This window comes from Paenibacillus sp. FSL H3-0286 (genome assembly GCF_045040705.1).
In the GTDB taxonomy this organism is placed as follows: Bacteria; Bacillota; Bacilli; order Paenibacillales; family Paenibacillaceae; genus Paenibacillus_AQ; species Paenibacillus_AQ odorifer.
Genome location: NZ_CP150285.1, coordinates 1,637,688 through 1,664,218 on the forward strand (window position 1 = coordinate 1,637,688; position 26,531 = coordinate 1,664,218).

Sequence of the window (26,531 nt, forward strand, 5' to 3'; positions counted from 1 at the left end):
ATGGAAAGGATATATAAAATTTTTACGCTCAGCCCAGGCTCTACTTCAACAAAATTGGCGGTTTTTGAGAACAACACACAAGTATTCAAAGCGAATGTTGCCCATGACCCGGCAGTTCTAAAGACCTTTGCAACTATTGGCGACCAACTTCCTTACCGGCGCGAGACGATTCTATCGGAGTTATATAAGGCTAAAATCAGCCTTACTGCTATGGATGCTTACGCTGCGTACAGTGGAGGTCTGGAAAGCATGGTTGGTGGCATTTATCCGATTAATGAAGCCATTCTTAAGCATTCCCGGGAGGGAAGAACGGTCAAGCATCCGGCAATTCTCGGCGCACAGCTTATTCAAGCATTCTCGGATGAATTTGGCGGAGCACCTGCATATTTGGTCAACCCGCCTGATGTTGACGAATATGATGAGCTGGCCCGTTTTACAGGGATAAGGGGCATTTATCGAGAGAGTAGAGTACATGTGCTCAATCAGAAAGAAGTCGCCATGCGGTATGCGAAAGAACTACGCAGACCGTATGAGGAATGCAACTTTATTGTGGCGCATGTGGGCGGGGGGCTATCTGTTACTGCCCATAAGAAGGGAAGAATGGTAGACGGCAATGATGTACTAAATGGAGAAGGTCCTATGGCGCCGAATCGTTCTGGCTCAGTCCCTGCCGTCCCCATTATTGATATGTGCTTCTCCGGTGAATACACCCATCAGGAAATGATCCAGAAGATCAGCAAGACAGGAGGACTAGTCAGTCATCTCGGTACAGATAACACCATGGAGATCAAAAAAATAATTGCTAGCGGAAATACTTATGCGAAGCTTGTTTATGATGCTATGGCTTATCAGTTATGCAAAGCTGTCGGTGCTTGCGCAGCAGTTCTTCAAGGCCAAGTGGACGGGATCATTCTCACAGGCGGCGTCAGCAATGACCTCTATTTTACAGGTTTTGTGGAGCTATACTGTGGCTGGATCGCACCTGTTAAGGTGTACGGGGGTGATTTTGAAATGGAGGCACTTGCGGCAGGCACTGTGCGTGCTCTGAACGGTGAAGAAGAAACCAAAGTGTATACGGGTTATCCCGTATGGGAAGGTTTCAACAGAACAGAAACAGGAAAATCAAATGGATGATTTCTTGCAAAGCTTCATTAAAATCATACCCTCCATTCGTGCATCTGAAAGAATGGTCCTGTTGTCACAGCATATTCATGGAGAGCGGCTGGAAATACCTTGCGGTGAAAGCCACAGTGTTGAAGTTTGGTTGCATCGTGCCCAGCGGCAAAACTCGCCAGTACTTTTTGAGCTGCATGGCGGGGGGCTAGTGCTTGGCGATGCTGCCAAGGATGATAACCTGTGCGAGGAAGTCAGAACTCTTATTGGCTGTCACGTAGTAGGGATAAATTACCGCAAAGCTCCTGAGAATCCTTACCCTGCAGCGCTAGATGACGTCTGTGGAGTAATGAAGTGGTTTGCCGAAAATGCTGAAAGCTTCAGTATGGACCCTTCACGGTTTGCAGTTATGGGATTCAGTGGAGGGGCGACTCTTGCTACAGCCGCATCAATGAAGGCAAGGGAACAGGATCGCTACTCTATTTGCTGCCAGATTTTGCATTACCCCTATCTTGATGCCGTAACTGATCCGGCAGCGAAGGAGCGCTGTTTGTCCGATATGGCCCCAGAGTTGATGAAAGCGTTTACTTTTCTATATTCAAGTGAGGAGCAACGGAAGGAACCCTATGTATCACCGCTCCATGCGCCTGAACGGTTCATTACTAATATGCCGCCGGTCATTATAGTACTTGCCGAGTGTGATGCGTTGTGCTATGAAGGCGAACAATATGCAATTCGTTTGTCCAGGGCAGGCGTTCCAGTCTTTATACGGCAGATGCAAGCTGCGCACCATGGCTATATAGAAGATGCTTTTAATAGTGCCTGTTATAACGAACTTCCCATAGATACAAAAGAAACCCATGCAATCAACTTCCGTGAGCTGGCAAATGAGGCGGTGGAATGGAGTGCGCAATGGTTAAGGATGTATTTAAATTAATGTTTCTAGGAAAGGAACTTTATATGAGACGGATCGAGACAGAAATAGTTGTAATTGCCGCAGGACCTTCCGGATTGGCAGCCGCTGCGCAAGCTGCTGAGAACGGAGCGAGGGTAGTAGTGCTGGAGAAAAACAGTACGGTAGGTGGCGCAGCAAATATGGGGATGGGACCTCTGGGGATAGGTACGCGGCAGCAAAAATCCATGATGGTAGATATCAGTGTAGAACGGGCCTTCAAAATGTTTATGGAATATACGCATTGGCGCGTAGATGCCACTCTTGTGAAAAGGTATTTTGAAAATTCCGCCAATACCATTACCTGGCTAGAAGAGATGGGCGTCCAGTTTGCTGGCGCATACAAATATTTTCCGAAATCTGAGCAGACCTGGCATATCGTAGCAGTGAACGGTGGCATTGGCCGCAATGGCGGTGCCATCATGAATAAAGCAATCATGGAATACGCACGTGAGCATGGGGTTGAGTTTTATCTTGAAACCCCTGCTCAGCGTATTCTTACAGATGGACAGGGCAAGGTCTGCGCAGTTATTGGCAGAGGGCCTGAGGGTGAAGAAACTGAGTTCAGATGCAAGGCTGTTGTTGTAGCTACGGGAGGTGCAGGTGATAATCCAGAGATGATTAAGGAGCGCACCGGCTATAGCTACAAGGAGGATATGTTCAATTTTGCAATACCCGGACTCAAGGGTGACGGAATTCGTATGGCCTGCGAGGCAGGGGCTGCGACAACCGATATGACTGTTGAAATGATCTACATTCTGCCACATTCGGATACCGGTCCGGATAGTGTGCCTGCCGTACTGATGCAACCTAACCTGATGGTGAATCAACTCGGCAAACGTTTTATTAATGAGGAAGAAATGCAGAACAATACCTTCACCGGCAACGCCATCGCTATTCAAAAAGGGCGTGTAGGTTATTCCATTATTGATTCCACTATTCTAAAGGGGTATAAGCGCAATGGTCTTGATGTCATAAACTTTGTGCATGACCCGGATGATGTCAGTGATTTTGATGAGGTCGTAGAGGATTACATCCTTCAGGGCAATCCGGACATTATCAAAGCAGACAGCATTGAGGAGCTAGCTGAAAAACTTGGGATCGTTCCAGAGGCTTTGCTCGATACAGTTGATGAATACAACGATATGTGTGATAGAAGTGATGAGCTCTTCTTCAAAAACAAGACTTATATGAAGCCTGTTGTGAAGGCACCCTTCTATGCCGGATGCTTTCGTCCCAGCGCGTATGGCACACTTGGCGGTATAAAAATAAACGATAGAGCAGAAGTGCTGGATAAGGAATGGTTGCCTGTACCCGGTCTGTACGCTGCCGGTACAGATACCTGTACCATTTACGGGGACAGCTATATGTTTCTTTTACCCGGAAACACGATGGGTTATTGCTTGAATACGGGACGTTTTGCCGGTGAAAGTGCCGCTGAATATGTGAGAGCAGAGGAATAAACGATGAAGGACGAACAAGTGACACTGGTGATTGACGGAAAGACCGTATCTGTGCGTACAGGTGGAACGATTCTAGAAGCTGCACTATCAAACGGTATCTATATCCCGAACCTCTGTTACCATGAGAATCTTCGTCACACTGCCTCCTGCCGTCTCTGCATGGTGCGTCAGGAAGGGAAAAAGGGTGTCGTGGCTGCCTGTGCTGTAAAGGCGGAAGAAGGAATGGTCATTGACAGTAAGGATGCTCTCGCTGAAAACGTACGAAAGCTTTCTGTTGATTTAATGTTCAAAACACATCCAAGTGAGTGTACAGGCTGTCCAAAATTCGGACACTGCCAGTTCCAATCCATTTCCCAATTTGTCGGAGATACGGGGCGCCGCCTCCGGGCCAACCCGATCCGTATTGCTGAGGATGTCAGGAACCCGATTATTCTTCATGAAATGACCCGCTGTATTCTATGTGGAAGATGTGTGCGTGCATGTGAAGAGATGCGGGGTGTGGGAGCTATCCGCTTTGAGAAGGTTCAGGGCCGGTTGCAGGTTGTAGTAGATGGTAATTCCCTGCAGGATGCAGATTGCCGCTTTTGCAGTGCTTGTGTAGAGGTATGCCCCACAGGAGCTATTCGTGAACACGAGGCCATTACGCAGAAGATGACTGGAAAGTCCCGTACAGATGCCCTGGTTCCATGCCGGGCGGCTTGTCCTGCCCATATTGATATACCCAAATATCTGCGGTTCATACGGGAAAAAAATTATCCGGCTGCGGCTGCCGTCATGCGCGAAAAAGTACCGTTTCCCCACGCGCTCGGGTACATATGCACCCATCGCTGCGAATTGGAGTGTAAACGTAATTTTCTCAATGAACCGGTGGCCATACGTGACCTGAAACGCCATGCCTGCGAGCATGATGACGGTAGTTGGAAAACTCGTTCTTTCCAAAAATCGGCCACTGGCAAAAAGGTCGCTATTATTGGTGCAGGTCCTGCTGGTCTGACGGCTGCCATGTACCTTGCAAAGCTAGGTCATGAGGTAACTATTTATGAAGAACGCCAAAAGGCTGGCGGTATGATGCAATACGGGATTCCACAGTATCGTCTTCCCCGGGAGATCGTTGACCGAGAAATCGGCATGATCCTGGAGTTGGGTGTGAAATTACAGACCGGTGTTCGGATTGAATTTCCTGCCTCCCTGATCTCAGAAGGATTTGACGCTGTTTTGGTAGCCGTAGGGGCTCATAAGGGAGCGCGTCTGCCACTGAAGGGCGCCGGGCTGGAAGGCGTATATACGAATATTGAATTTCTGCGCCAGACGGCAGAGGGGGAGGCTCCGACTGTCGGTAAGAACGTAATTATTCTGGGTGGGGGAAACGTTGCCTTGGACTGTGCAGGAATCGCAAAACGGTTTGGCGCGGAAACCGTTCATCTGGCTTGCCTTGAAAGCCGAAATAAGATGACCGCATCTCCTGAAGAGCTTCGCTGGGCTGAAGAAGAGGGAGTGCTGGTGCATAACAGCCGAACGTTTCTCGCCATTAACGGCAGCGGCGACGGTAAAGTGAACGGGCTGCGGATGGCAGAAGTGAAAGGCTTCCAGTTTGATGAGAATGGCAGGAGTGTCATTGATCTTATACCTGGCAGCGAAACGATACTCCCGGTTGATACAGTGATTTTTGCAGTAGGTCAAGGACCTGATTTGGCAGAGGGCTGTGGGTTAGCCCTTGGTCGTGGCAGCCGCATTGTTGTCGAAGCGAATAGCTGTGCTTCAAGCATTCCCGGTATTTTCGCAGCCGGAGACTGTGTAACAGGCACAGATTCAGTTATTCGTGCCATAGCAGGTGCGCGCCTGGCTGCTTCAGAGATGGACCGGTTTCTCGGCGGGGACGGCAATATTGAGGAAAATCTTTCACCGGAGCAGGCGGTTTGCCCGAGAATTGGTGCAATTAAAGGCATGAGTGATAGAAAGCGAAAGAAAACACAGATTGTTGCACCAGAGGAGCGTTGCCAATGCTTTGATCCGATGGATCTGGGTTATTCTGAAGCGCAAGTACCGGATGAGGCGCAACGTTGTCTGCAGTGTGATCTGCGACTAGAAATAGCTGCGCAAAAATTTTGGAATGATTATTCGAGTGTTGCCAGAGGTGAATAAAGATGCCACATGAAGTCAGCCGAACTCCCCATTTTCTGTCGCCTTTCCCGAATGCTGAAGAGCCTGCTATTCAGGAGCTTTTGGAGAATAGGCTAGCAATTTCAGCTTCGGACGCGGCAGTAAGAATTAGAGCACTTGCATTGACGGATAAACAAGGAGTGCTTCTCGATGAACGTTTATCCGCAATCAATCCAGATGACGGGAGACCCGTATTAATCTGCTCTCTCGCACAGGAGTTAGATGGATTCACGGACTTTATTCTTGCGCATGTCGCGAGTCGAATAGCAGCAGGGCTGGCAATGGCTGCGAAGATTTGCATGGATTGTGAGATTCTGATCTATGCCGAGACAGAGGCGCAAGCTGAGATGTTGGCGGCACCGCTGCGTGAGATAGCTCCGGCCTCGCTTATATCAGTGAAGTACGGACCGGCTTCTCCTGTCCTGCGGGAAGAAACAGCATTATACAATGCCATAGACAATGGTGTAATACGTTGTGACTTATGGGTGAAAAGCTTCAGTGCCGAAGGCTGGCAAGGGAGACCTACCTTCCTGCTGGATGTGGAGACTGCGTACTGGATTTACGAAGGTGTAAGCAGTTCCCGCCGTCAGGAGAAATTAATAATGATTACAACAGATGAGAGAACCAGGGTTGTGGCAGTTGCACTTGGCACCCCTGTGTCTGCTCTGTTAGAGGAGCTTGAACTTGCGCCAGCCAAGCCCCTGCTGCTGGGTGGCATGCTCGGGCACTTCGCATCGGCTCCGGCCTTAACTTCGGAATTCATAAGCTATGATTCTGTTTATGACAGTATCCGAATCTTTACCGACAAGCACTGTATGGCAACTATCGCCAAAGGGTTACTTAGCGCTGCAGCGGAGACATCCTGTGGAAAATGTGTGATTTGCCGTGAGGGGAGCTGGCAACTCAAAGCAGTCTTCACTGATGTTACCGAAGGGCGCGCAAAAAAAGAGGATCTTGATTTAGTAACAGATATTGGCGAATTAATCGGAGCAGGATCTTTTTGCGCATTTGGAAGAAATATGGTGGGGCCGGCGTTATCTGCTGTTGCCTGCTCCCGTCTTGATCTTGAAGCCCATATTGTACGCAAGACCTGTCCGGCTTCGGTGTGTACCCATTTTCTTGCCTATGTCATTGATCCGAAATTATGCAGCGGCTGCGGGGAATGTCTTGATGTCTGCCCGGAAAATGCAATCCAAGGGAAATCAGGCTATATCCATATGATCGATCCGGCGATTTGTGAAAAATGCGGAAGGTGTACGGAAGTCTGTGAAGAGAATGCGATTGTCACTGCATCTGGTCGCATCCGTGTCCCCAAACAGCTGACCAGGGTGGGCAGATTCAAGTAAGTAACAGAAAAATGGAAAGAGCATGCCATATCGGCTGCGGGTGCAGGAAAATGAGTAAGACATATTCTTTGTATTTTAAGCTTGTGTTGAATCTTCCCTCTGCGGCGGCGATGTCGCTTGCAGCTTCCCTGATGAATGAGGGGATTAATGGACGAACATGGGTGTTCACCCTGGTTGGTTTCTCGCTGGCTTGTCTTATTAACGATTTTATTCCCTTGATGAGGATTAGCGACTGGTTTACGGGGCTTTTTGCTCTAAAGAAGGATTTACTGGCGGGTCAATGTGTCGGCTGTCTGCTAATAAACTTCATTCCTGTAACTGTAATCAGCGGAGTGATGGCTCTGCTTGGCACATCAAACCTGTCAGGCTTTCTCACCTCATTTACTGGGAATTATCCGGTGCTTTATTTGGTTTCCTATCTAATGACCATGATCATGACACCTCTAGCCAAAGCTGCCGGGAATAAAGCATGCGCAAGAGTAACAGTCAGATAGAGGAAGGACACGATTACTTGGAAGAAGGGAATCGCCGTACATGAAAATATTAGAGAGAATACAGGGAATATCAGGCGGAATGATGCTGCTTCCTATGGGAATCGCTGCAATAATGCATACTTTTTATCCGAGAACCTTGATGGTTGGCAATCCGTCCACTGCTGTATTTTCGAATGCGGGAACGATGACGATCGTGGGAATTCTGCTAGTATTCTGTGGTATTCAGTTCAAACCTCAACAGCTTGTGACAACTCTGCGGCGGGGCGGCATACTAGTTGCGGTAAAACTTGTTCTCAGTGTTGTTTTTGGGATCGTTGTTATGAAGCTTTTCGGTTTGGCGGGGTTTGGAGGAATCTCTACCCTGGCACTTGTGGCTTGCATCACTAGTTGCAATCCCGGCATGTACCTTGCGCTGATGGAGAATTATGGTGATGACACTGACATTTCTGCGTTTGCTCTGCTGAACCTTATCGGGCTACCGTTCATACCCGTCTGTATTCTTGGTTTCTCTTCCGGAAATGGGATTGACGCTCGAAGCATCATGGCTACTTTAATTCCGTTTGTAGTCGGATTTCTTCTGGGTATGTTTGATCCTGCTGTTCGTAATTTTTCCAAATCAGGGACCTCACTTATGGTGCCTTTTCTGGGGTTTTGCCTTGGGGCGAATATCGATCTCAAGAGCGCACTCAGCTCATGTGGGCTGGGGCTGATTTTGTTCTTGATCTTTACCTTGATTAATAACATCCCCATGTTGTTAGTTGACCGATTCTGTCTGAAACAAGACGGGCATGCTTCTGCGGCGATTTGTTGTGTAGCCGGGTTATCCATAACAGTACCTCAACTTATGGCAGAGGTCGATCAGGCATATCTGCCTTATGTTGAGAGTGCCCGCGCACAAATTGCATTCGCAGTTGTTGCCAGTGCAATTGTCACTCCAGTTCTTGTGAAAAAGCTGAAACGATCTCGTGGATCAGTTTCTGAAAATATGCTTAACAAATTCGAATTGTAGGAGGCTACTAATGAAAATTTTAGGGATCAGTTGCGGAAGAAGAATGAGCAATTCAGAAATCCTTGTTAAAGAAGCTTTAATGGGTGCTGAGGAGCTTGGTGCCGAAGTAGAACTTGTGCGTCTTAATGATTTACATATTAAACCTTGCACCGGTTGTAATGCTTGTGTAGTGAGTCTGCTTGAAAAGTGTGGCTCAGGAGACTGTGTGATAAAGAATGATGACTATGGATTTATTGATGAAAAATTAATGGAATGCGACGGATTAATCTTGAGCTCAGCCATTTATGAAAAGAGTCCTAACGGATTATTGAAGATTCTGAATGACCGGATGGGGCCTTCTCATGACATTGCTTTCCGGATGATTGCCAAGAAGCAACGCGAGGAAAGAGGGATTACTACCGGCAAAGGCCCGGATGAAAGAAGCTTTAAAACAAGAGTAGCTTCTCTTATTGCTGTAGGAGGAAGTGAGTGGGACACACTCGCATTGCCGATGCTCCACCTTTTTACGTTGCCGATGCAAATTAATGTAATAGATAAAATGCTGGTCAATTGGGTTGGCTTACCTGGAGCAGTTGTGTTCAGGGAGGAAGAACTTAAGAGAGCAAGACAATCCGGTCGTCATGTGGCTGAAACACTCATGAATCCAGATACGGAAGCGAAGTATATTGGCGAACCTGGTTTATGTCCAATCTGTCATTCCAAACTCATAGAAATCAGAAATCATGATGATAATTACCCAGCAATATGTGGAATTTGCGGGGTCAGGGGGACTCTGGAGGTGGAAGACGGTAAAGTAAGATTTGATATCGCCGAGGAAGATAGAGCACATTCCCATGTTCTAATCTCCGGAAAGCTTGGCCACGCAGATGAATTATATCAAGTTTCTTTAAAACGTAATCCAAAGGCTGACGAATTGCCTGAACGGTTGAAGAAGTACAAAAATTATTTAGCTTATTCCAGACCTGAACGGGATTAATGCTCGCAAGAGTATTACTAGTCTTCTAGTGAAAGGAGTTCATTTATGATTGAATTACCACGAATTAACGATCTCGGATTTTTTGAAATTCGACTGGAGTCTATTGGAGGCTTGGGAGCTAACCTGGCGGGTAAAATGCTCGCAGAAGCGGGAGTCGTCGGAGCGGGGCTGAACGGCGTAAGCTTCTCGTCTTATGGATCAGAGAAAAAGGGCTCTGCTGTAAAGGCCCACATCCGCTTCTGTGATTTAAACACGCATATCCGTGATACTTCGCCGGTAGAGCGTCCCCATGTGGTTGGGGTGTTCCACGAAGCGCTTGTCAAGACCGTTAATGTCACCAGCGGGATTAATGAAGACAGCACTGTTCTTGTGAACTCGGCCAAGACGCCGGAAGAACTCAAAGAGCTGCTGAAGATGAAAGCCGGAACCATTGCTGTGATCGACGCGACAAGCATCGCACTGAAAGAGAAAAACCGTGTAAACATGGCGATGCTGGGTGCCCTGTTCCGGCTCTGCCCATTCCTGGTTGCTGAAACGATGAAGGGCGTTATTGAGAAATCGCTCGGCAAAAAATATCCGCAGGCTGTACAATCGGCTATTACGACTTTTGAGCGCGGCTACAATGAAGTGAAGTTTATGCACTTCGAGCTGGAGGCAGGGGACAGCATGCCTGAATATGTGCGTTCCGACATTTCGCCGTTTGGCTATGAAACTCAGCCTATAGGCGGTACGATCATCAATCCGGGAAGTAGCTTCCTCAAGAACCTGAGCATTTCCCGTTCCGGAATGATTCCGGCTTATGAAAATGAGTCCTGCATTAACTGTGCACAGTGTGACACCGTCTGCCCTGACCAGTGTTTTGTGTGGGAAGAACGGCTTGACCGCAAGGGGCGCTCACAGATGTTCCTGCGGGGCATCGATTATCAATATTGCAAGGGTTGCCTGAAATGCGTAGGCGCCTGCCCGACCTCGGCACTCTCAAGCATGCGCGAGAAGGAAGGCTATGCCGACAGCCATACAGTGCATCATCCATTCGATCTCATCACGCAAGCGTAAATCTGGTTAGAAAGGCGGAATGAACAATGGCTATTGATTATGAAAAAGAAATAGGTTCTGCCAAAGTAGAACAGAAATTCCTATATGAATCAGGCAATGAGATGGCGGCCTATGCTGCGCATCAGATCAACTATCATGTCATGGGGTATTTCCCGATCTCGCCATCGACAGAGGTTGCCCAATTCCTCGATACGATGAAAGCCAGCGGCCAGCATGACATTATGCTCGTGCCCTCAGATGGTGAGCACAGCTCGGCAGGTATCTGTTATGGCGCTTCTACAGCCGGCGGACGCGTATTTAACGCCACCAGTGCGCAAGGCTACATGTACATGCTTGAGCAGCTGCCTGTACAAGCCGGTACGCGGATGCCCATGGTTATGAACCTGATTTGCCGCTCCATCTCCGGACCGCTGAACATTCACGGGGACCACTCCGATTTGTATTTTGCACTCAATACCGGCTGGCCGATTCTGATGTGCCGTGACCCGCAGTCGGTCTACGACATGAATCTGATGGCACTGAAGCTGGCTGAGCATGTCAAAGTCCGCCTGCCGGTTATGGTAGCTTCGGACGGATATTTCACTTCTCACCAGAAGCGCCGCGTACAGGCTTTTGCGCACCGCGCAGATGTGCATAAATTCGTAGGCGAACAGCCGCCAGCCGGCTCAACCGATACCCTTGACCGCAACAATCCGGTTACTGTTGGTCCTTACATGAATGAACCGGATTATATCAATAATCGCTATCAGCAGTCTGTGGCCATGTACAATGCCGGTGAAGTGTTCGAAGAGATCGCTCAGGAATTTGCTGATCTGACCGGACGCCATTATGAGGTGATTGAGCAGTACCGGATGGGGGATGCCGATGTGGCTGTCTTCCTGATGAATTCCGCGTCCGAGATCATTAAGGATGTTGTGGATCAGTTGCGACTGCAGGGAGTCAAAGCCGGAGCGATTTCACCGAACATGATCCGTCCGTTCCCGCAGAAGCAGATCGCGGAAGCACTGAAGAATGTCAAAGCCATTACTGTTGGTGACCGTGCGGATTCCTTCGGCGGACACGGCGGCAACATGGTTAACGAAATCAAGGCAGCGCTGTTCACTTACGGGAATACAACGACTAAAGTCATCAGCCGGATTTACGGATTAGGCGGCAAGGACTTCTATGCTGAAGATGGCCATCATTTCTTCCAGCTGGCGTTGGATGCTGTTGTTGCTGACCGTGTTGAAGTACCGTTTGATTACTACGGCCACAATCCTGGTGAACCGGAAAAGGCACCGCAGCGCCTGCTTAAGCCGATGAATTTCGATTTGTTGAAGACGGGCCTCATTACTGTTACTAAAAATGAAGAAACCGGAAAGCTGGCCGTGAAGATTCCCCCGATCCGCAGTTTGATGAAGAAACCAAGACGCCTGGCTCCGGGTCACGGCACATGCCCGGGCTGCGGAATTTTCTCGGGTCTTGAGCTGTTCTTCAGGGGAATTGAAGGAGATATCGTTGCGCTGTACCATACAGGATGCGCAATGGTTACAACAACCGGCTATCCTTATTCGTCGCACAAGTCAACGTTCATCCATAACCTTTTCCAGAACGGTGCGGCTACGTTGTCCGGGGTGGTAGAAATGTTCTGGGAACGCAAACGCCGCGGAGAGCTGGATGGACTGGGCCTGAGGAATGACTTTACTTTCGTTATGGTAACAGGCGACGGAGGTATGGATATCGGGATGGGACCAGCCATTGGTGCTGCACTGCGTGGACATAAAATGATTATCATCGAGTATGATAATGAAGGTTATATGAACACTGGTGCACAGCAGTCTTATTCAACACCGCTCGGTCACCGGACTTCTACTTCAAGCATCGGCAAGACCCAGCAGGGTAAAGTCACCCAGCATAAAGATACTGCCCAGATCATGGCAGCCACTAATATTCCTTATGTATTCACCGGCTGTGAAGCCTACCCGCAGGATCTGCTCAAAAAAGCAGCTAAGGCCCAATGGTACGCGCAGAATGAAGGTCTGGTCTACGGCAAGATTCTGATTGCCTGCCCGTTGAATTGGATGACCGAAGACAAGGATGGGACGGATATTGTATCCTTGGCGGTGGAATCCTGCTTCTTCCCGCTGTATGAAGTGGAACAAGGCACAACGACCATTACGTACAATCCGGAAAACAAGGACAAACGTATTGAAGTCTCTGCCTGGCTGAAGACGATGGGTAAGACCCGCCATCTGCTCAAGCCTGAGAACGAACCGGCTCTGCGCAGCTTTGAGAGCGAAGTTCAGCGCCGCTGGAGTCGTCTCAAAGCGAAACACGAGCATTCTGAATTGTAAATATAGTTTTTTAAACATTACACTTATCGATATTTTGATTCGGAAGTGGATGATTTGCTCAAGGGAGTATATCTGAAGATCGAGAAGAGCGGATACAGCGGGAGATAGCGAAGGAGCTGGGGATCTCACGGAGTTATGTTTCGAGAGTGAATTTAAGAAACAAAGTCTGGGAATAGATTAATACCTGTGAGGACAGGGGATTCGTCGGTTTACGTTACTTTATTTATATAGTGTAGAAGTTAAAAATCATGATAAAAAAGCAACTTATCTGCGGATAAGTTGCTTTTTGGCGATACGTCATTCTTTAGCTAATTCGGCTCTTTTATTATTCAGAGCGGTTCTGCTCAATCATTAGATTGTACCTCTTCACAAGCAGCTTGTTGAAAAAATAAAAACATAACCCGTTAAGCAATCCTATTACGGTTGAACTGAATGCCGAGATTAGATATCCTTCATTTTCTACATTTGAAACAAGGTTAATGACAATAATTGAAAGAATTAGACTGAAAGCAAAACCTCCCAAGGAGAAATATAACAAATTGAGTAGAAAAACTCCTCTTCGCTTCTTAATCAAGCTTTCAATAAAATCATTTAAATAGATAATAAGTAAAATACCATAAACTAATAATAGGGCAATAAGCCCATAGAAACCAGCAGGTGGTGGCTTATCCGCAAGAGCAAAAAAGATGACAGTCCAAAAAAAGAAGAATGTGAAGAAATTTATCGTTTTAATTTTTTTTAACAGCTTCAGGTCCATAACATTGGTAAACCTCGCTTTTTAGTTTTTTAACAAGAGAACTGTTTATTCTATTATTACCTGTCTATTTTATCAAAACAACATAATTATTTCTGAAATAGATTCATTTTTTTATACATTTTCATGAATTTGCAAAATTAAGTGATGAATTAATTTCAGTTTATTCAAAACTTGTGTAAATACTGTAATTATTTTCTGAAAAAATTGTAAATGTTTCAGAAAAAAATGGGAGTATATTGTGATAGTACAAAAAACAACTGACTGTATTTCTATTCTCCGCATCATTGGTTTTAGTATTCAGAGAGTATAGCTTTTCATTATTTTCAGGAAGGATTTGATTAATGATGAGTAAAAGTAATTTTTTTAGATTTGAGCGTAAAAATGATGATTTTCCGTTCTACAGTGAACTGCAATCCCCTACTCTAAATTTGAAAACCAGCCTAATATTTCTGATAGCTGTTGCTGCAGGTTTTGCATTGTTTCTTATTGGGTTTGGAGGTACTTATGGACATCCTTTTATAAATGTGATTTTCCCATTAGCAGCAGTTATCTTTGTTGCACGGAGTCAGTGGACATTACTTTTCAGAAAATTAGTTGCTAAAGATATTATATTAATTCTTGGGACGTACATTGTAAATCTTATTGTGACCTATGGTGTTGGTTTTATTATTACGAAGTTATTTAATTTTAGTGCAAATCCAGTGAGTGAAGGATTCAATGGTAATTTTTCCGATACAATTACGACGTTCCTGACAATGCTCCCGATGCTTTTTGGAGAAGAATTAATAACGATCCTTCCATTCTTAGTCATTTTGTACTTAGGAGTAAAAAAACTTAAACTGAACAGAAAGTCTGCGATTATCTTAGCGTGGATTGTAGTATCCATTATTTTTGGCGCATACCATTTACCAACTTATAATTGGAATATTGCACAAGCCATTCTCGGTATCGGCATTGTACGGATTGTTCTGCTCTATCCATACATTAAGACTAAAAACATTTGGACATCGTTTATAGTGCATGTGCTAAATGACTGGACACTTTTTGGATTTGCCTTTATGGTTTCAATGCATCATTGATTAGAGAATTCCATGTAAAAATTGTAATCTTTTTCTGAAAATACTGTAAACCATCCGGGAAATGACGGGATTATAGTGTGATAGTAAGAAAATGACTAAAAGGAGATCTTCAAAAATGGAAACTCAAGTTAAAAAATTCACAACTAAAAAGCGGATGTCCGTACTTCTATTGTCAGCAGCACTGGCTGCAGTTGGCACAGCGGCGGCTTTACCCGTGTCTGTCGGATCAGTTCATGCTGCAGCCATTACTGCAACAATAACCTCCAGGGTGAATGTCCAGGTTAAAGGTAAAGCAATCGGGACTCAGGCTTTCCTAAGCCCATTAGGTAATACACTCATTCCGCTTAAAGACGCAGCGCAAGCATTAGGCGCAGCTGTTAAATACGATAACAAAAATCATAGTGTAGAGCTTACCCTGGGAGAGAATACTGTAAATTATTCATTGGATATCGACAGTGCACTTGTAAAGTTAAATGGAAGCGGTCTGGGACAAAGATATGAAGCTCAGGTAATCGGAGGAACTTCTTTTGTTGCAGTGCAAGCCTTGGTTGAACCTTTCGGATATTTGGCCCAATGGAACGGACAAACCCGTACTGTCAATATCACGAATGCAGGAATGAATGAACTGACTATAACTGCCGGTAAACTCCAGTCTTCTAATTCCCATAAGGATGTAACCATCAATATCGTATATCCAGTTGTATCGCAGCTTGCGAATCAAAATGCCGAAGCGGCAATTAATAAAGCGGTGAAAGCTCAGGCACAGAAGTTTCTAGATGCCTCGGAAAAACAACTGGCTAAGTCTGGTGCTCCAGCGGAAGGAGCGACATACGATTTCGAACTGGCCTACAAGGTGACTTACAATCAAAATGGAGTGATTAGCTTCCTGCTTACCAATTATCAATACCTCGGCGGAGCTCATGGAGGCGGCTCACAAACAGGTCTTACTTACTCTCTGCAGGATGGTACGACAATGAAGCTGGGAGATTTGCTGAAATCCAATAGCAATTACAGTCAGGTTATTAAGAAATCACTTCAAGAACAAGTCCAAAAAGGTACTGAGTCTTCTATCTACTCTATTGACCTGTTCAATAAGTTAACTAAAGATTCTAATGCATACCTGGATAACTTCTACTTGACTAATGCAGGATTCACTGTGTTTTTTGTTCCAGGTGATATAGCAGAAAGTGTTGTAGGCAGTCCTGAATTCAAATTCACATGGGCTCAGTTCCTTTCGAATAATGCGGATCCGTTCGCTGCTTATTAGGTCGGTTTTTGACTTCAATCGTTTTTTTTCATCGTTACTTTATCACAAAAGAGTTTTTTTAAAAGCAACTTGCCAACTGGGAAGTTGCTTTTTTTGTTGAGTTAAGTAGGGAAGACTAAATGATTGCCTAGCATTCAAAATTGACCATGTACCGGAAACTTGCGGAGCCGCGACCACTCCTGCTGCAGTTTTTTAATAGGAATGGAAATGAGAGGGGGCTATTCCGGGGAGATTTATATTAATTCAAAGATAAAATCCTATATGAGATAGAAACAATCCTTTTTGCGGTAGTTGCTAGCCAACATGTCTTATAGACTAGTTAATGCAAGGAGTCCCGTATAATTTTTGAACGACGACTTTGCATATTCAGTCAAAAGAAGGAGAGAAAATTCATATTATGAACACAGTAACACAGATAAACAACAGCAAAGACAAGCAGACGCATTTTATTCTCAACGGTAATCTTTGGAATATTATGGTCCAGTTATCATGGCCCGCTATCATCGCAATGGTCCTCTATGGCTTAAATGCGGTTATTGCCGCTGTATTTGTGGGAAGATTTGTCGGAGAGGAAGCACTGGCTGGGGTATCGGTAGCTTATCCTTTAACCCAGATCAGCTTGGGACTGGGCTCCTTGATTGGGGTGGGTGCCGGTTCTGCTTTAAGTTTAGCCCTCGGCAGGCAGGACAAAGAAATGCAGAAGCGTTTGATGGGGAATGTTAATTATCTGTCCATCCTTGTAACGCTTGTCTATATGGTATTGGGTTTGCTTTTCTCTACACAGCTGGTGCGAATCATGGGAGGAGAAGGGGAAACTCTGGCTCTTGGAGACAGCTATTTTAGAATTACGGTGATTGGTTCATTTTTCTGGATTTATGGACTGGCTGCCAACATGATTGTACGTGCCGAAGGGAAAATGAAATCGGCAGCCGTGGTAATGGGCATTGGACTGGCAGTTGATGTATTGTCCAATTATATTCTGGTAGCCTGGCTGAATTGTGGAGTAGAGGGTGCTGCCTGGGCTACAAATATCGGGATGCTGGTCTACACCTTGCTGGGATGGATTTATTTTGGCAAAGGATTTGCCTCATTCCGAACGAATGTCTTCGCAATCTATCGGGATGCTGCCACAATCAAATCCATAATTGGTCTGGGAATGTCCTCTTTCATTATGAACTTTATGAATCTGGTACAGGCTGTTGTAGTATTTAATGCACTCTCGAGATACGGGACTACAGCAGATATTGCATTTTATGGAGTGGTTTTTCGTGTATTCACCTTCCTGTTGACGCCGATATTCGGATTAATGCGCGCCTTGCAGCCAGTCATCGGCATAAATTTTGGAGCAGAACAGTATGAGCGCGCCATCAAAGCCTATAAAATATTCACACTCGTTTCCATGCTGCTGACTTTGCCTTTCTGGATAATTTCCATGATCTCGCCGGCTTCCATTCTGGGGCTAATGCTGCCGGATCAAATCTTTAAGACCAGCGAAATGTTATATTTCCGGTTGAACATGGCGGTTCTGCCGTTATTGTCGCTCATTTTTATGGCCATGACCTTTTTCCCTGCGATTAATAAAGGGAAGCCGGCAGCCGTTATCGGCATCACCAGACAACTTGTTTTTTATGTGCCAGTGATGCTTGTTTTGCCAAGATGGTTAGGCGTCTCCGGAGTATATTGGGGTTCGCTTGTAATTGATTCTGTGGTTGTAGTGTGGACGGTAATCCTGGTAACTAAGGAATTCACCCGGCTCAGAGCTAAGTCCAAGCTAGCCAGGACTTACAATATGTGAAGGCAAGATGCTGGAACTTCTGCTTTGCCTGGATGGCCGATTTAATAGATATACCCTAAAAGAGCCTTGGAATTATAAAGGCTCTTTTTTGTGCTACTGGTTGACATTATAAACAAAAAGAAAGTATGATATTTTAAATCGTAATAATTACGAATAAAAACAATGTGTATTTGAATTGATTTGTGGATAATGAATGGTCACAAGCGGACTCTATCGTTCCTCACGAGAACTTCGAGCGGCAATTAGAGCAGGTTGAACTGGATTCAGAAAGGATCTTTTGGATTTCTTGAAAATAACCATTTTAAAGGAGCTTCAATAAATAATGAATAAAAGCAGCACCAATCAACGTCTACCCAGAGCAAAAGGGATTGATATGGGTACCTATTATACACCCAAAGAATGTGCCAAAAAGGTTAGACATCTGATCCTACCCGATATGAATCGAAAGATTGTCGAAGAATTCATCACAATCTTAGGTATGAGGGAAAGATTTGAAGAGCATCGAGTTCCCATTCCCAATAAAGTGGTTATGTATGGTCCACCGGGCACAGGGAAAACACTGACGGCATTTTATATGGCTCAAATGCTGGAGCTTCCACTTATCCTGGTTCGACTTGATGCAATTATTCACAGCCATTTGGGCGAGACTGGAAGTAATATCCGGAAAATATTTGAGTATGCCAAAGCATCTCCTTGTGTTCTTTTCCTGGATGAGTTTGATGCCATTGCAAGAACACGGGAGAGTAATGACGAGGTTAAAGAAATGGCTCGTGCGGTGAATACACTGCTGCAATGTCTCGATGATTTTGGTGACAATAGCATTTTTGTAGCAGCGACGAACCTAGAAAATGAACTGGATAGAGCTATTTGGCGAAGGTTTGATACAAAAATGATTTATGCTAACCCGGATGAATCAAGTAGGCGTCAATATGTCGAACTGTTAATTAATGACTTTGAAAGTGAAGCTGGGTTGATGGAGGAGGCATGCGAACGTCTTTCCGGTTGCAGTTTTGCTGATATTGAACAAATTGTCCTGAAAGCGAAACGTAAGGCGATTATAGAGCATTGTCTGCTAAAACGAGAGCATATTGTTCTATCCTATGAAGAATACAATCCTTCCTTAAACTAATTGTGGGGTTATAAATACAGGACATTGTAATTGGAACAATTCAACGAAAAAAAAGAACCCCAGCGACGGAATTTTTTATCGCTTGGGTTCTTTTTAAATCCATCAACTGATATTAGGTGTAGATTCTCTTAGAATGAGTTTGGTATAAATATGAGAAACCTGATAGGGTTGCTTCGGATCATGAATTCGGGAAAGTAGCATTTCAGCTGCTTTGACACCCATCTGATTACTATAAATATGAACAGTGGTGAGATGGGGTTCTACAATGCTTGATTCAGGACCATTATCAAAACCACAAATGACGAGGTCATTAGGAATGGAAAGCATATTTTTGAGTGACTTCATAAAGGTAACCGCAATATAATCGTTGGCACACACGAAAGCAGAAGGAAGCTGATTGATTTGGCTTAGCTTAGCATCTGCCCACTCCGGACTCGAAAAAAATAGTCGATCGTCATCGAGAATACATTGTGAGAGATCGAGATGAATCCCAGATTCTATCAATGCGCGATTAAAGCCCACCCATCTTTCATTAAAACTCCTACAGTGATTATAGTCCCCGATGAACCCCAGTGATGTGTAACCGCCATCAATTAACTTTTTTGTAAGTTGATATGTGCTGTGTTCGTTTTCCATGAGAAGTACATCTGCTTGGAATTCAGGGTAGCAGATATCGGCAGAGCAGTCGATGAAAATAGTTGGAATGCCTAGACTTGTAATCAGCTTACTATATTCGGAATTGAACAACTCAATACAAATAATTCCGTCTACATTGGCGACATCAAAATTATTTGGAAGAGACAAGGACTCCTGATCAATGTCTCTTATAATGTGCATGGATAAATTATATCCTTCTGCACTGATTCGTTTCTCCATGCCACTGATCAGTTTCGATCCAAAGTGGGAAGTGTTAGGTAAGTTTTCTGTTAATAAAGCGATATTTCCAGAGTTTCTTGGTTGAACACTCTCGGTGTCCATAAAAGCAAATTGTTTATATTTTAACTCTATCGCTTTCTTTATAACCTTGTTTCTAGTTTCATCAGGTATACCATTCGTTCCATTTAAGGCTTTGGAAGCTGTATTTCTAGAGATTCCTAAAGCATCCGCGATGTCTTGTATGGTTACTTTTTCCCTGGCCATCTATGTAATTCACCTCTATATTCTTGTTCTTAACCTTCGCCACAAATAGTGTACTGTTTGGCATGATTCCAACTCTCTTTAATGTATATTAGTTTACTCAAAATAGCAATATGATATTTACAAATGCACAATTTAGTTTACATTTTATCAGCGAATAAATGTGCAAAAAAGGTATTATCATTTTCATCTTCATGAGAAAATGTTGACTTTAAAGTATACAATCCTATTTAAATTGGCTGCATTTGTAATTATGTAAAATTATATGCATCATTTATGAACATAATGCTTTGTCATATGCACATAAATAATTTTACAAAATGTATTGACGAACGATTAAGTGTTTGGTAAATTGTAAAAGCAGCAGGACATAAGCCAATTGAAAGCCCTTACTGCATCAAGATATAAACATTGATAAGAACGGAGGTAAAGGCATTGCAAAACCTAATAGAAGCTGAACACAGAACAATGGTGACCAAACATAAGAGCTCCTTACTAGACTATCTAAAGAAATACTACTTTCTTTATATTTTGCTCGCACCAGCTGTGATCCTGACCCTGATTTTTAAATACGGTCCTATGTATGGTGCGATTATCGCCTTTAAAGATTTCAGCCCAATCAAAGGGATTATGGGGAGTGAATGGGTAGGCTTGTACAACTTCGAGAAATTCCTGTCATCCCCCAACTTCGAAGTTATCTTTATGAATACGCTTAAATTAAGTTTTTTCGGATTAATTCTGAGTTTTCCAATCCCAATCCTGCTTGCGTTGATGTTAAATCAAATTCGCCGTGCAGGCGTCAAAAAGAACATTCAGTTGTTCTTGTATGCACCTAACTTTATTTCTGTTGTCGTTGTGGTCGGGATGTTGTTTATCTTCTTGTCCCCAACGGGACCGATTAACCAGTTTTTTACGTGGCTTACAGGTGAACCAATCATGTTCATGTCTCGTCCGGAGTACTTCCGTTCGATCTACATTCTTTCTGATATTTGGACCGGAGCCGGTTGGGCATCCATTATTTATGTAGCAGCACTTGCTAATGTCGATCCTGAGTTACATAATGCAGCCAATCTTGACGGCGCTAATCTTCTACAAAGAATACGCCATATCGATTTGCCAACCATTCGTCCAATTATGGCTATCGTATTTATCCTTGCAGCTGGTGGGATTATGTCCATTGGTTTCGAAAAAGCCTATCTCATGCAAACGGCGATGAACTTGCCAACCTCAGAAATCATTCCGACTTACGTTTATAAAATTGGTTTGCAGTCGGGCGATTATGCCTATTCAGCCGCAGTAGGGTTGTTTAACTCTATCATCAACATCGTCTTGCTCGTCACCGTTAACTTCACCGTGAAGAAACTGAATGAGGGCGAAGGTCTTTACTAAGAAAGGAGCAACAAGCTATGCCCATTAAACATTCCGGATTAGATCGCTTTATCGTCGTGCTGAACGCGATCTTCCTGACACTGGCCGTACTTATCATTGTACTTCCTTTGATTTATGTAGTGATTGCATCTTTTATGGATCCATCAGTTCTGCTCAGTAAAGGATTATCATTCAACCTTTCGGACTGGTCATTAGAAGGGTATATAAAAATTCTTTCTAATCCGGCCATGATCCGAGGTTTTGGTAACTCTGTTTTATACTCTGTTTCATTTGCTATGCTTACCGTTCTCGTCTCAATCTGTGCAGGGTACGCACTGTCTGATGACAGGCTCAAAGGAAAAGGATTCTTCATGACCTTGTTTATTATCACCATGTTCTTTGGGGGTGGGCTTATACCTACATACCTGCTCGTTAAGAATCTTGGTCTGCTTGATACAGTATGGGCGGTGATCATTCCAGGAGCAGTCAATGTATGGAACATCATTCTCTCTAGAACTTTCTTCAAAGGAGTACCGAATGAAATGAAGGAAGCCGCTAATGTCGACGGAGCTTCGGAGATGCGGATTTTCTTCAGTGTTGTATTACCGCTCTCCAAACCGATTGTTTTCGTGCTCGCTCTTTATGCTTTTGTGGGCCAGTGGAATTCCTACTTTGACGCCATGATCTATTTAGATAATCCGAATCTTCATCCACTGCAGCTCGTGTTGCGGTCCATCTTGATCCAGAATCAGGTAGATCCGGGCATGATCAGCGATCAACTCGCCATGGCGGAAATGAAACGATTGTCTGAAATCATCAAGTACGCTGCCATTGTTGTTTCCAGTTTGCCACTTATTGTTATGTATCCGTTCTTCCAGAAGTACTTTGAAAAAGGTGTTATGGTCGGTTCCCTTAAGTAGGAAACAGGCTGCACATAGATAAAGATTAATTCATTCATATCTAATTTGGAGGTCATACCCTATGAAAAGAATTAAGAAATCAAGAGTATCAACGAAAGTAGCTTCTGCATCTGTACTTGCTTCGTTTATGTTCCTTACTGCATGCGGTGGCGGAGGAGGAGGGGGAAGTGCAGCTAGTAAAGAACAGGACGCCAGCGGTAAAGTAACTTTGAACTTTATTACGCAAAGCTCTCCACTTGCACCCGTTGATCCAAATGAAAAACTGATTAATAAGCGTCTTGAAGAAAAGACGAATGTTCATATTAATTGGAAGAATTTCACGAAAGACGTATTTGTTGAAAAAAGAAACTTGGCTGTGGCAAGCGGCGATCTTCCTGATGCAATTTTTAATGCGGACTATAGCGACTATGAGCTGCTCAAGCTTGCTAAAGATGGTGCCATTATTCCGCTGAATGAGCTTATCGAGAACAATATGCCCAACTTCAAAAAGGTGCTGGAAGAAGCACCGGAATACAAGAGTATGATTACGGCACCAGACGGTAATATTTATGCCTTTCCGTGGATCGAAGAGCTGGGCAATGGCAAAGAAAGAATCCAGGCGGTAGACAGTATGCCTTGGATCAATGTGGAATGGCTTGAGAAGCTGGGCCTTGATATGCCTACAACAACAGAAGAATTAAAAGAAGTATTAATTGCCTTCAAGACAAAAGATCCAAATGGCAATGGTAAGGCTGACGAAATTCCTTTGTCCTTTATTAACAAGCCTGGAGCAGAAGATCTGGTTTTCCTATTTGCTTCATTCGGATTGGGGGAGAACCCCGACCACGCGGTTGTAAGCAATGATGGGAAGGTAATATTTACGGCGGCAAAAGATGATTACAAAGAAGCCGTTTCTTTTATTAACGAGCTGTATAAAGAAGGACTCATTGATATTGAAGCCTATACTCAGGACTGGAGTACTTACCTTGCAAAAGGAAAGGATCAGAGATACGGACTTTACTTCTCATGGGATAAAGCCAACATCACTGGAGCAAATGACATTTACGAGGTTATGCCTCCACTTGCTGGACCAGATGGTGAAGTTAACGTAACAAGAACGAACGCGCTTGGTTTGGGCAGAGGTAAGATGGTTGTCACTAGCGCCAATAAGAACTTAGAAACGACAGCAAAATGGGTTGATCAACTCTACGATCCGATTCAATCTGTACAGAACAACTGGGGAACGTATGGAGACGATAAACAGCAGAATATTTTCGAATTTGATAAAGAAAAAGAAATGCTGAAGCATTTGCCGCTGGAGGGTGCAGCTCCTGTAGAACTACGTGAGAAAACAAGTGTCGGTGGACCCTTAGCTATCCTTGATTCCTATTATGGCAAATACACAACCATGCCGGATGATGCCAAAGGCAGAATGGATATTATCAAGAACATCATGGCGCCTAAAATGAAAGCAGAAAACGTAATGCCGAGTGTATTCCATTCCATTCAAGAACTTGATCGCCTTACGACAATTGAGACGGATCTTTTTGCCTACGTGCTTAGAATGCGTACTGAATGGTACCAAAACGGTAAAGTCGAAGCGCAGTGGGATGAATATTTGAAAGAATTGGACCGTCTGGGCCTGCAAGAATGGCTTGAAATTAAACAAGGTGGCTATGACAGAGCAAGCAAATAATAAACTATAAATAATATACGGTAAAGACCGTGTTCGGGAGTAAAGGAGAAAACAATAATGTCTACGATTGCGAAACAAAATTACCGCGGAGTGTATCATTTTTCCCCTAAGGAAAAGTGGATGAATGATCCAAACGGAATGGTTTATTTTGAGGATGAATATCATTTGTTCTTCCAGCACCATCCAGGTGGAATGACTATGGGCGCTATGCACTGGGGCCATGCGGTCAGCAAGGATCTTGTTACATGGGAGGAGCTGCCTATCGCTCTTGCTCCAGATGAATTAGGTATGATTTTTTCCGGCAGTGCCGTAGTTGACTGGAATAATACGACTGGATTTTTTGAAGATAAACCAGGTCTAGTAGCGATTTTCACACACCATTTGGATATGCCGGAAGGCAAGCCAGCCATTCAGCGTCAAAGCTTGGCTTATAGTAAGGATAACGGAAGAACCTGGACGAAATATGATGGAAACCCGGTGCTTGAACATGATACATTCATTGATTTCCGTGACCCGAAAGTATTTTGGAATAAAGATACTAATCAATGGGTGATGATTGTAGCTTGTGGTCAAACGGTGTGTCTATATCATTCTCCTGATCTGATGAACTGGACTTTTGACAGTGAATTCGGAGCAGGAATCGGTTCTCATGACGGGGTATGGGAATGCCCGGACTTGTTCCCGCTGGCCATTGATGGCGATCCTTCGAACACGAAATGGGTGATGCTAGTGAGCATCGGTGCGGATCCCGCTTTTGTGGAAGGATCAAGAACACAGTATTTTACAGGGGATTTTGATGGAGAAGTGTTCACGCCAGATGAAGATTCGATAAAAGTCCGCTGGCTTGATTATGGAAGAGATAACTATGCAGGTGTAAGCTGGTCCGATATACCGGTGGAAGATGGAAGAAGACTATTTATCGGCTGGATGAGCAACTGGATGTATGCTAACAAGACGCCAGCAGAAGAATTCCGTGGCGCGATGACAATTGCAAGAGAACTTCAGCTCGAATCAAGACAAGGGGGAACCTTTCTTGTGCAGAAGCCGGTACAAGAGTTGGAATCAGCTCGTGTACAAGTCCTTTCTATAAAAAATGCAACGGTGCAAGAAATCAATACTCTTCTTAAAGAGATTCACTTGGAATCTTATGAGATTATAGCTGAGTTCGCTCGGGGTAAATCTGTAGGTTTCAAGGTAAGAGTTGGTGCGGATGAACAAACAGTGATCGGTATCAACGGTGAGACAGAGGAACTTTATGTAGACAGGAAGGCTTCGGGCCAGCATGATTTCCATGAACATTTCGTAGGACATCATTCAGCCAAACTCGTAGCGCTTGATGAGTCAAATGATCTCCGTATTTATGTGGATCGCTCTTCCGTTGAGGCGTTTAGTAATGGAGGCCAGGCAGTGATTACGGATCTTATATTCCCTGGAGTAGAATCTAAAGGTATTGCTGTGTTTGCAGAAAATGAGAATGACTTGCTGATTTCCCTGGATATCTATGAGCTTACTCTCTCTGCTGAGCAAGACAAGAATTAGTCACCGAGAGGAGTCTTGTATATGCGTATAGGAGCGATTGAAGCTGGCGGAACGAAGTTTATATGTGGCATCGGGAATGAAAATGGGATCATTGAAGATCAGATCAGTTTCCCGACAGAACATCCTGAGTTGACGTTGCCCAAAGTTATTCAATATTTTCAAGACAAACCAGTAGAAGCTATCGGAATTGGATCGTTTGGTCCAATCGATGTACGCCCAGATAGCCCGACGTATGGTTACGTTACAACAACACCAAAACCAGGTTGGGGAAATTACGATATGCTGGGCACTTTGAAAAGAAACTTTTTGGTTCCCTTTGGCTGGGACACGGACGTCAATGCAGCGGCATTTGGTGAAGCCAAATGGGGCGCAGCCCAAGGGTTATCCAGCTGTTTGTACTATACAGTTGGCACAGGTGTTGGTGTGGGAGTGTATTCAGAAGGCAAACTTATTCATGGTCTTGTGCATCCTGAAGGGGGTCATGTTCTTACAAGACGCCATCCTGAAGATGAATTCCCAGGGGGATGTCCCTATCATGGGGACTGCCTAGAAGGGATGGCGGCAGGTCCTGCTATTGAAGCAAGGTGGGGGAAGAAGGGACATGAACTTCCTATAGATCACCTTGCATGGGAAATGGAAGCATTTTATATTGCGCAGTCGATTACGGGTGCTATATTGCTTAACTCTCCTCAGAAAATCATTCTGGGTGGTGGTGTTATGCAGCAGTCACAATTGTTTCCACTTATTCGGCAGGCCGTGCTACAGAACCTGAACGGTTATGTCAGCTCAAGTACTATTTTGGAACACATAGATGAGTATATCGTTCCACCAGGACTAGGCCAACAGGCGGGATTATGTGGTGCTCTCGCTCTTGGACTCACAGCACTGGAAAGTCAGATTTCTGCTCAATTGTAAAAGAATATAGAGAGGAGGTCAGTGCAATGAATTGGCCTCCTTCTTATT

Annotated in this window: 21 protein-coding genes; 19 read left to right on the top strand and 2 right to left on the bottom strand. The window is 44.5% G+C overall.

Features of this window, described 5'->3' with window-relative positions; all coding sequences use genetic code 11:
* The 10 genes from buk to MHB37_RS07180 are packed head-to-tail and all read left to right on the top strand — an operon-like array spanning position 1 to position 12,902.
* Positions 1 to 1,134: a butyrate kinase gene (gene buk / locus MHB37_RS07135; protein WP_076125329.1), complete on the top strand. Its 1,134-nt coding sequence runs from the start codon at positions 1 to 3 to the stop codon at positions 1,132 to 1,134.
* The gene (locus MHB37_RS07140) at positions 1,127 to 2,050 is read left to right on the top strand and encodes an alpha/beta hydrolase (RefSeq protein ID WP_076125327.1); all 924 of its coding nucleotides are present in this window, start codon (positions 1,127 to 1,129) and stop codon (positions 2,048 to 2,050) included. The genes buk and MHB37_RS07140 overlap by 8 nt, the downstream gene beginning before the upstream one ends.
* Positions 2,014 to 3,528: an FAD-dependent oxidoreductase gene (locus tag MHB37_RS07145; protein WP_405169078.1), complete on the top strand. Its 1,515-nt coding sequence runs from the start codon at positions 2,014 to 2,016 to the stop codon at positions 3,526 to 3,528. Before MHB37_RS07140 ends, MHB37_RS07145 begins: the two co-directional genes overlap by 37 nt.
* Before the next feature lie 3 nt (positions 3,529 to 3,531).
* Complete coding sequence (locus MHB37_RS07150) at positions 3,532 to 5,670, top strand: FAD-dependent oxidoreductase (RefSeq protein WP_081393540.1); 2,139 nt, start codon at positions 3,532 to 3,534, stop codon at positions 5,668 to 5,670.
* A 2-nt stretch (positions 5,671 to 5,672) separates the two neighbouring features.
* A complete protein-coding gene (locus MHB37_RS07155; RefSeq protein WP_076125325.1) occupies positions 5,673 to 7,034 on the top strand; it encodes an NADH-ubiquinone oxidoreductase-F iron-sulfur binding region domain-containing protein in 1,362 nt (453 codons plus the stop codon).
* A gap of 50 nt (positions 7,035 to 7,084) precedes the next feature.
* Positions 7,085 to 7,528: a hypothetical protein gene (locus tag MHB37_RS07160; RefSeq protein WP_076125323.1), complete on the top strand. Its 444-nt coding sequence runs from the start codon at positions 7,085 to 7,087 to the stop codon at positions 7,526 to 7,528.
* Positions 7,529 to 7,568: 40 nt separating this feature from the next.
* Positions 7,569 to 8,537 carry a 2-keto-3-deoxygluconate permease gene (locus MHB37_RS07165; protein WP_076125321.1) on the top strand — a complete coding sequence of 323 codons (969 nt, stop codon included), beginning with the start codon at positions 7,569 to 7,571 and terminating at the stop codon, positions 8,535 to 8,537.
* A 10-nt stretch (positions 8,538 to 8,547) separates the two neighbouring features.
* Entirely contained in the window at positions 8,548 to 9,513 is a 966-nt protein-coding gene (locus tag MHB37_RS07170) for a flavodoxin family protein (protein WP_076125319.1), read from the top strand.
* A 45-nt stretch (positions 9,514 to 9,558) separates the two neighbouring features.
* Positions 9,559 to 10,569, top strand: a complete 1,011-nt coding sequence (locus tag MHB37_RS07175) for a 2-oxoacid:acceptor oxidoreductase family protein (RefSeq protein WP_076125317.1) — start codon at positions 9,559 to 9,561, stop codon at positions 10,567 to 10,569.
* Positions 10,570 to 10,595: 26 nt separating this feature from the next.
* Complete coding sequence (locus MHB37_RS07180; protein ID WP_076125316.1) at positions 10,596 to 12,902, top strand: thiamine pyrophosphate-dependent enzyme; 2,307 nt, start codon at positions 10,596 to 10,598, stop codon at positions 12,900 to 12,902.
* 325 nt (positions 12,903 to 13,227) lie between these two features.
* Here MHB37_RS07180 and MHB37_RS07185 read toward each other — a convergent pair whose 3' ends face one another.
* A complete protein-coding gene (locus MHB37_RS07185; RefSeq protein WP_076125314.1) occupies positions 13,228 to 13,659 on the bottom strand; it encodes a hypothetical protein in 432 nt (143 codons plus the stop codon).
* Between the two features lie 341 nt (positions 13,660 to 14,000).
* Between MHB37_RS07185 and MHB37_RS07190 the strand changes: the two genes are divergently transcribed.
* The 4 genes from MHB37_RS07190 (at position 14,001) to MHB37_RS07205 (ending at position 18,929) form a co-directional block, all read left to right on the top strand.
* A complete protein-coding gene (locus MHB37_RS07190; protein WP_076193517.1) occupies positions 14,001 to 14,738 on the top strand; it encodes a CPBP family intramembrane glutamic endopeptidase in 738 nt (245 codons plus the stop codon).
* Between the two features lie 115 nt (positions 14,739 to 14,853).
* On the top strand, positions 14,854 to 16,005 hold the full coding sequence (locus MHB37_RS07195) for a PdaC/SigV domain-containing protein (RefSeq protein WP_076307099.1): 1,152 nt from the start codon (positions 14,854 to 14,856) through the stop codon (positions 16,003 to 16,005).
* A 397-nt stretch (positions 16,006 to 16,402) separates the two neighbouring features.
* The gene (locus MHB37_RS07200) at positions 16,403 to 17,800 is read left to right on the top strand and encodes an MATE family efflux transporter (RefSeq protein WP_405169079.1); all 1,398 of its coding nucleotides are present in this window, start codon (positions 16,403 to 16,405) and stop codon (positions 17,798 to 17,800) included.
* A 322-nt stretch (positions 17,801 to 18,122) separates the two neighbouring features.
* Complete coding sequence (locus tag MHB37_RS07205) at positions 18,123 to 18,929, top strand: AAA family ATPase (protein ID WP_175619006.1); 807 nt, start codon at positions 18,123 to 18,125, stop codon at positions 18,927 to 18,929.
* Between the two features lie 102 nt (positions 18,930 to 19,031).
* Here MHB37_RS07205 and MHB37_RS07210 read toward each other — a convergent pair whose 3' ends face one another.
* Entirely contained in the window at positions 19,032 to 20,069 is a 1,038-nt protein-coding gene (locus MHB37_RS07210; RefSeq protein WP_076279555.1) for a LacI family DNA-binding transcriptional regulator, read from the bottom strand.
* A gap of 465 nt (positions 20,070 to 20,534) precedes the next feature.
* Between MHB37_RS07210 and MHB37_RS07215 the strand changes: the two genes are divergently transcribed.
* The 5 genes from MHB37_RS07215 (at position 20,535) to MHB37_RS07235 (ending at position 26,483) form a co-directional block, all read left to right on the top strand.
* Positions 20,535 to 21,455: a sugar ABC transporter permease gene (locus MHB37_RS07215; protein ID WP_076185370.1), complete on the top strand. Its 921-nt coding sequence runs from the start codon at positions 20,535 to 20,537 to the stop codon at positions 21,453 to 21,455.
* 17 nt (positions 21,456 to 21,472) lie between these two features.
* Entirely contained in the window at positions 21,473 to 22,354 is an 882-nt protein-coding gene (locus MHB37_RS07220) for a carbohydrate ABC transporter permease (protein ID WP_036675818.1), read from the top strand.
* Positions 22,355 to 22,415: 61 nt separating this feature from the next.
* Positions 22,416 to 24,029, top strand: a complete 1,614-nt coding sequence (locus MHB37_RS07225; RefSeq protein WP_340395188.1) for an ABC transporter substrate-binding protein — start codon at positions 22,416 to 22,418, stop codon at positions 24,027 to 24,029.
* Between the two features lie 57 nt (positions 24,030 to 24,086).
* The gene (locus MHB37_RS07230) at positions 24,087 to 25,568 is read left to right on the top strand and encodes a glycoside hydrolase family 32 protein (RefSeq protein ID WP_405169080.1); all 1,482 of its coding nucleotides are present in this window, start codon (positions 24,087 to 24,089) and stop codon (positions 25,566 to 25,568) included.
* A gap of 21 nt (positions 25,569 to 25,589) precedes the next feature.
* Positions 25,590 to 26,483, top strand: coding sequence for an ROK family protein (locus MHB37_RS07235; RefSeq protein ID WP_405169081.1), 894 nt, complete (start codon positions 25,590 to 25,592; stop codon positions 26,481 to 26,483).
* Positions 26,484 to 26,531: the final 48 nt, after the last annotated feature.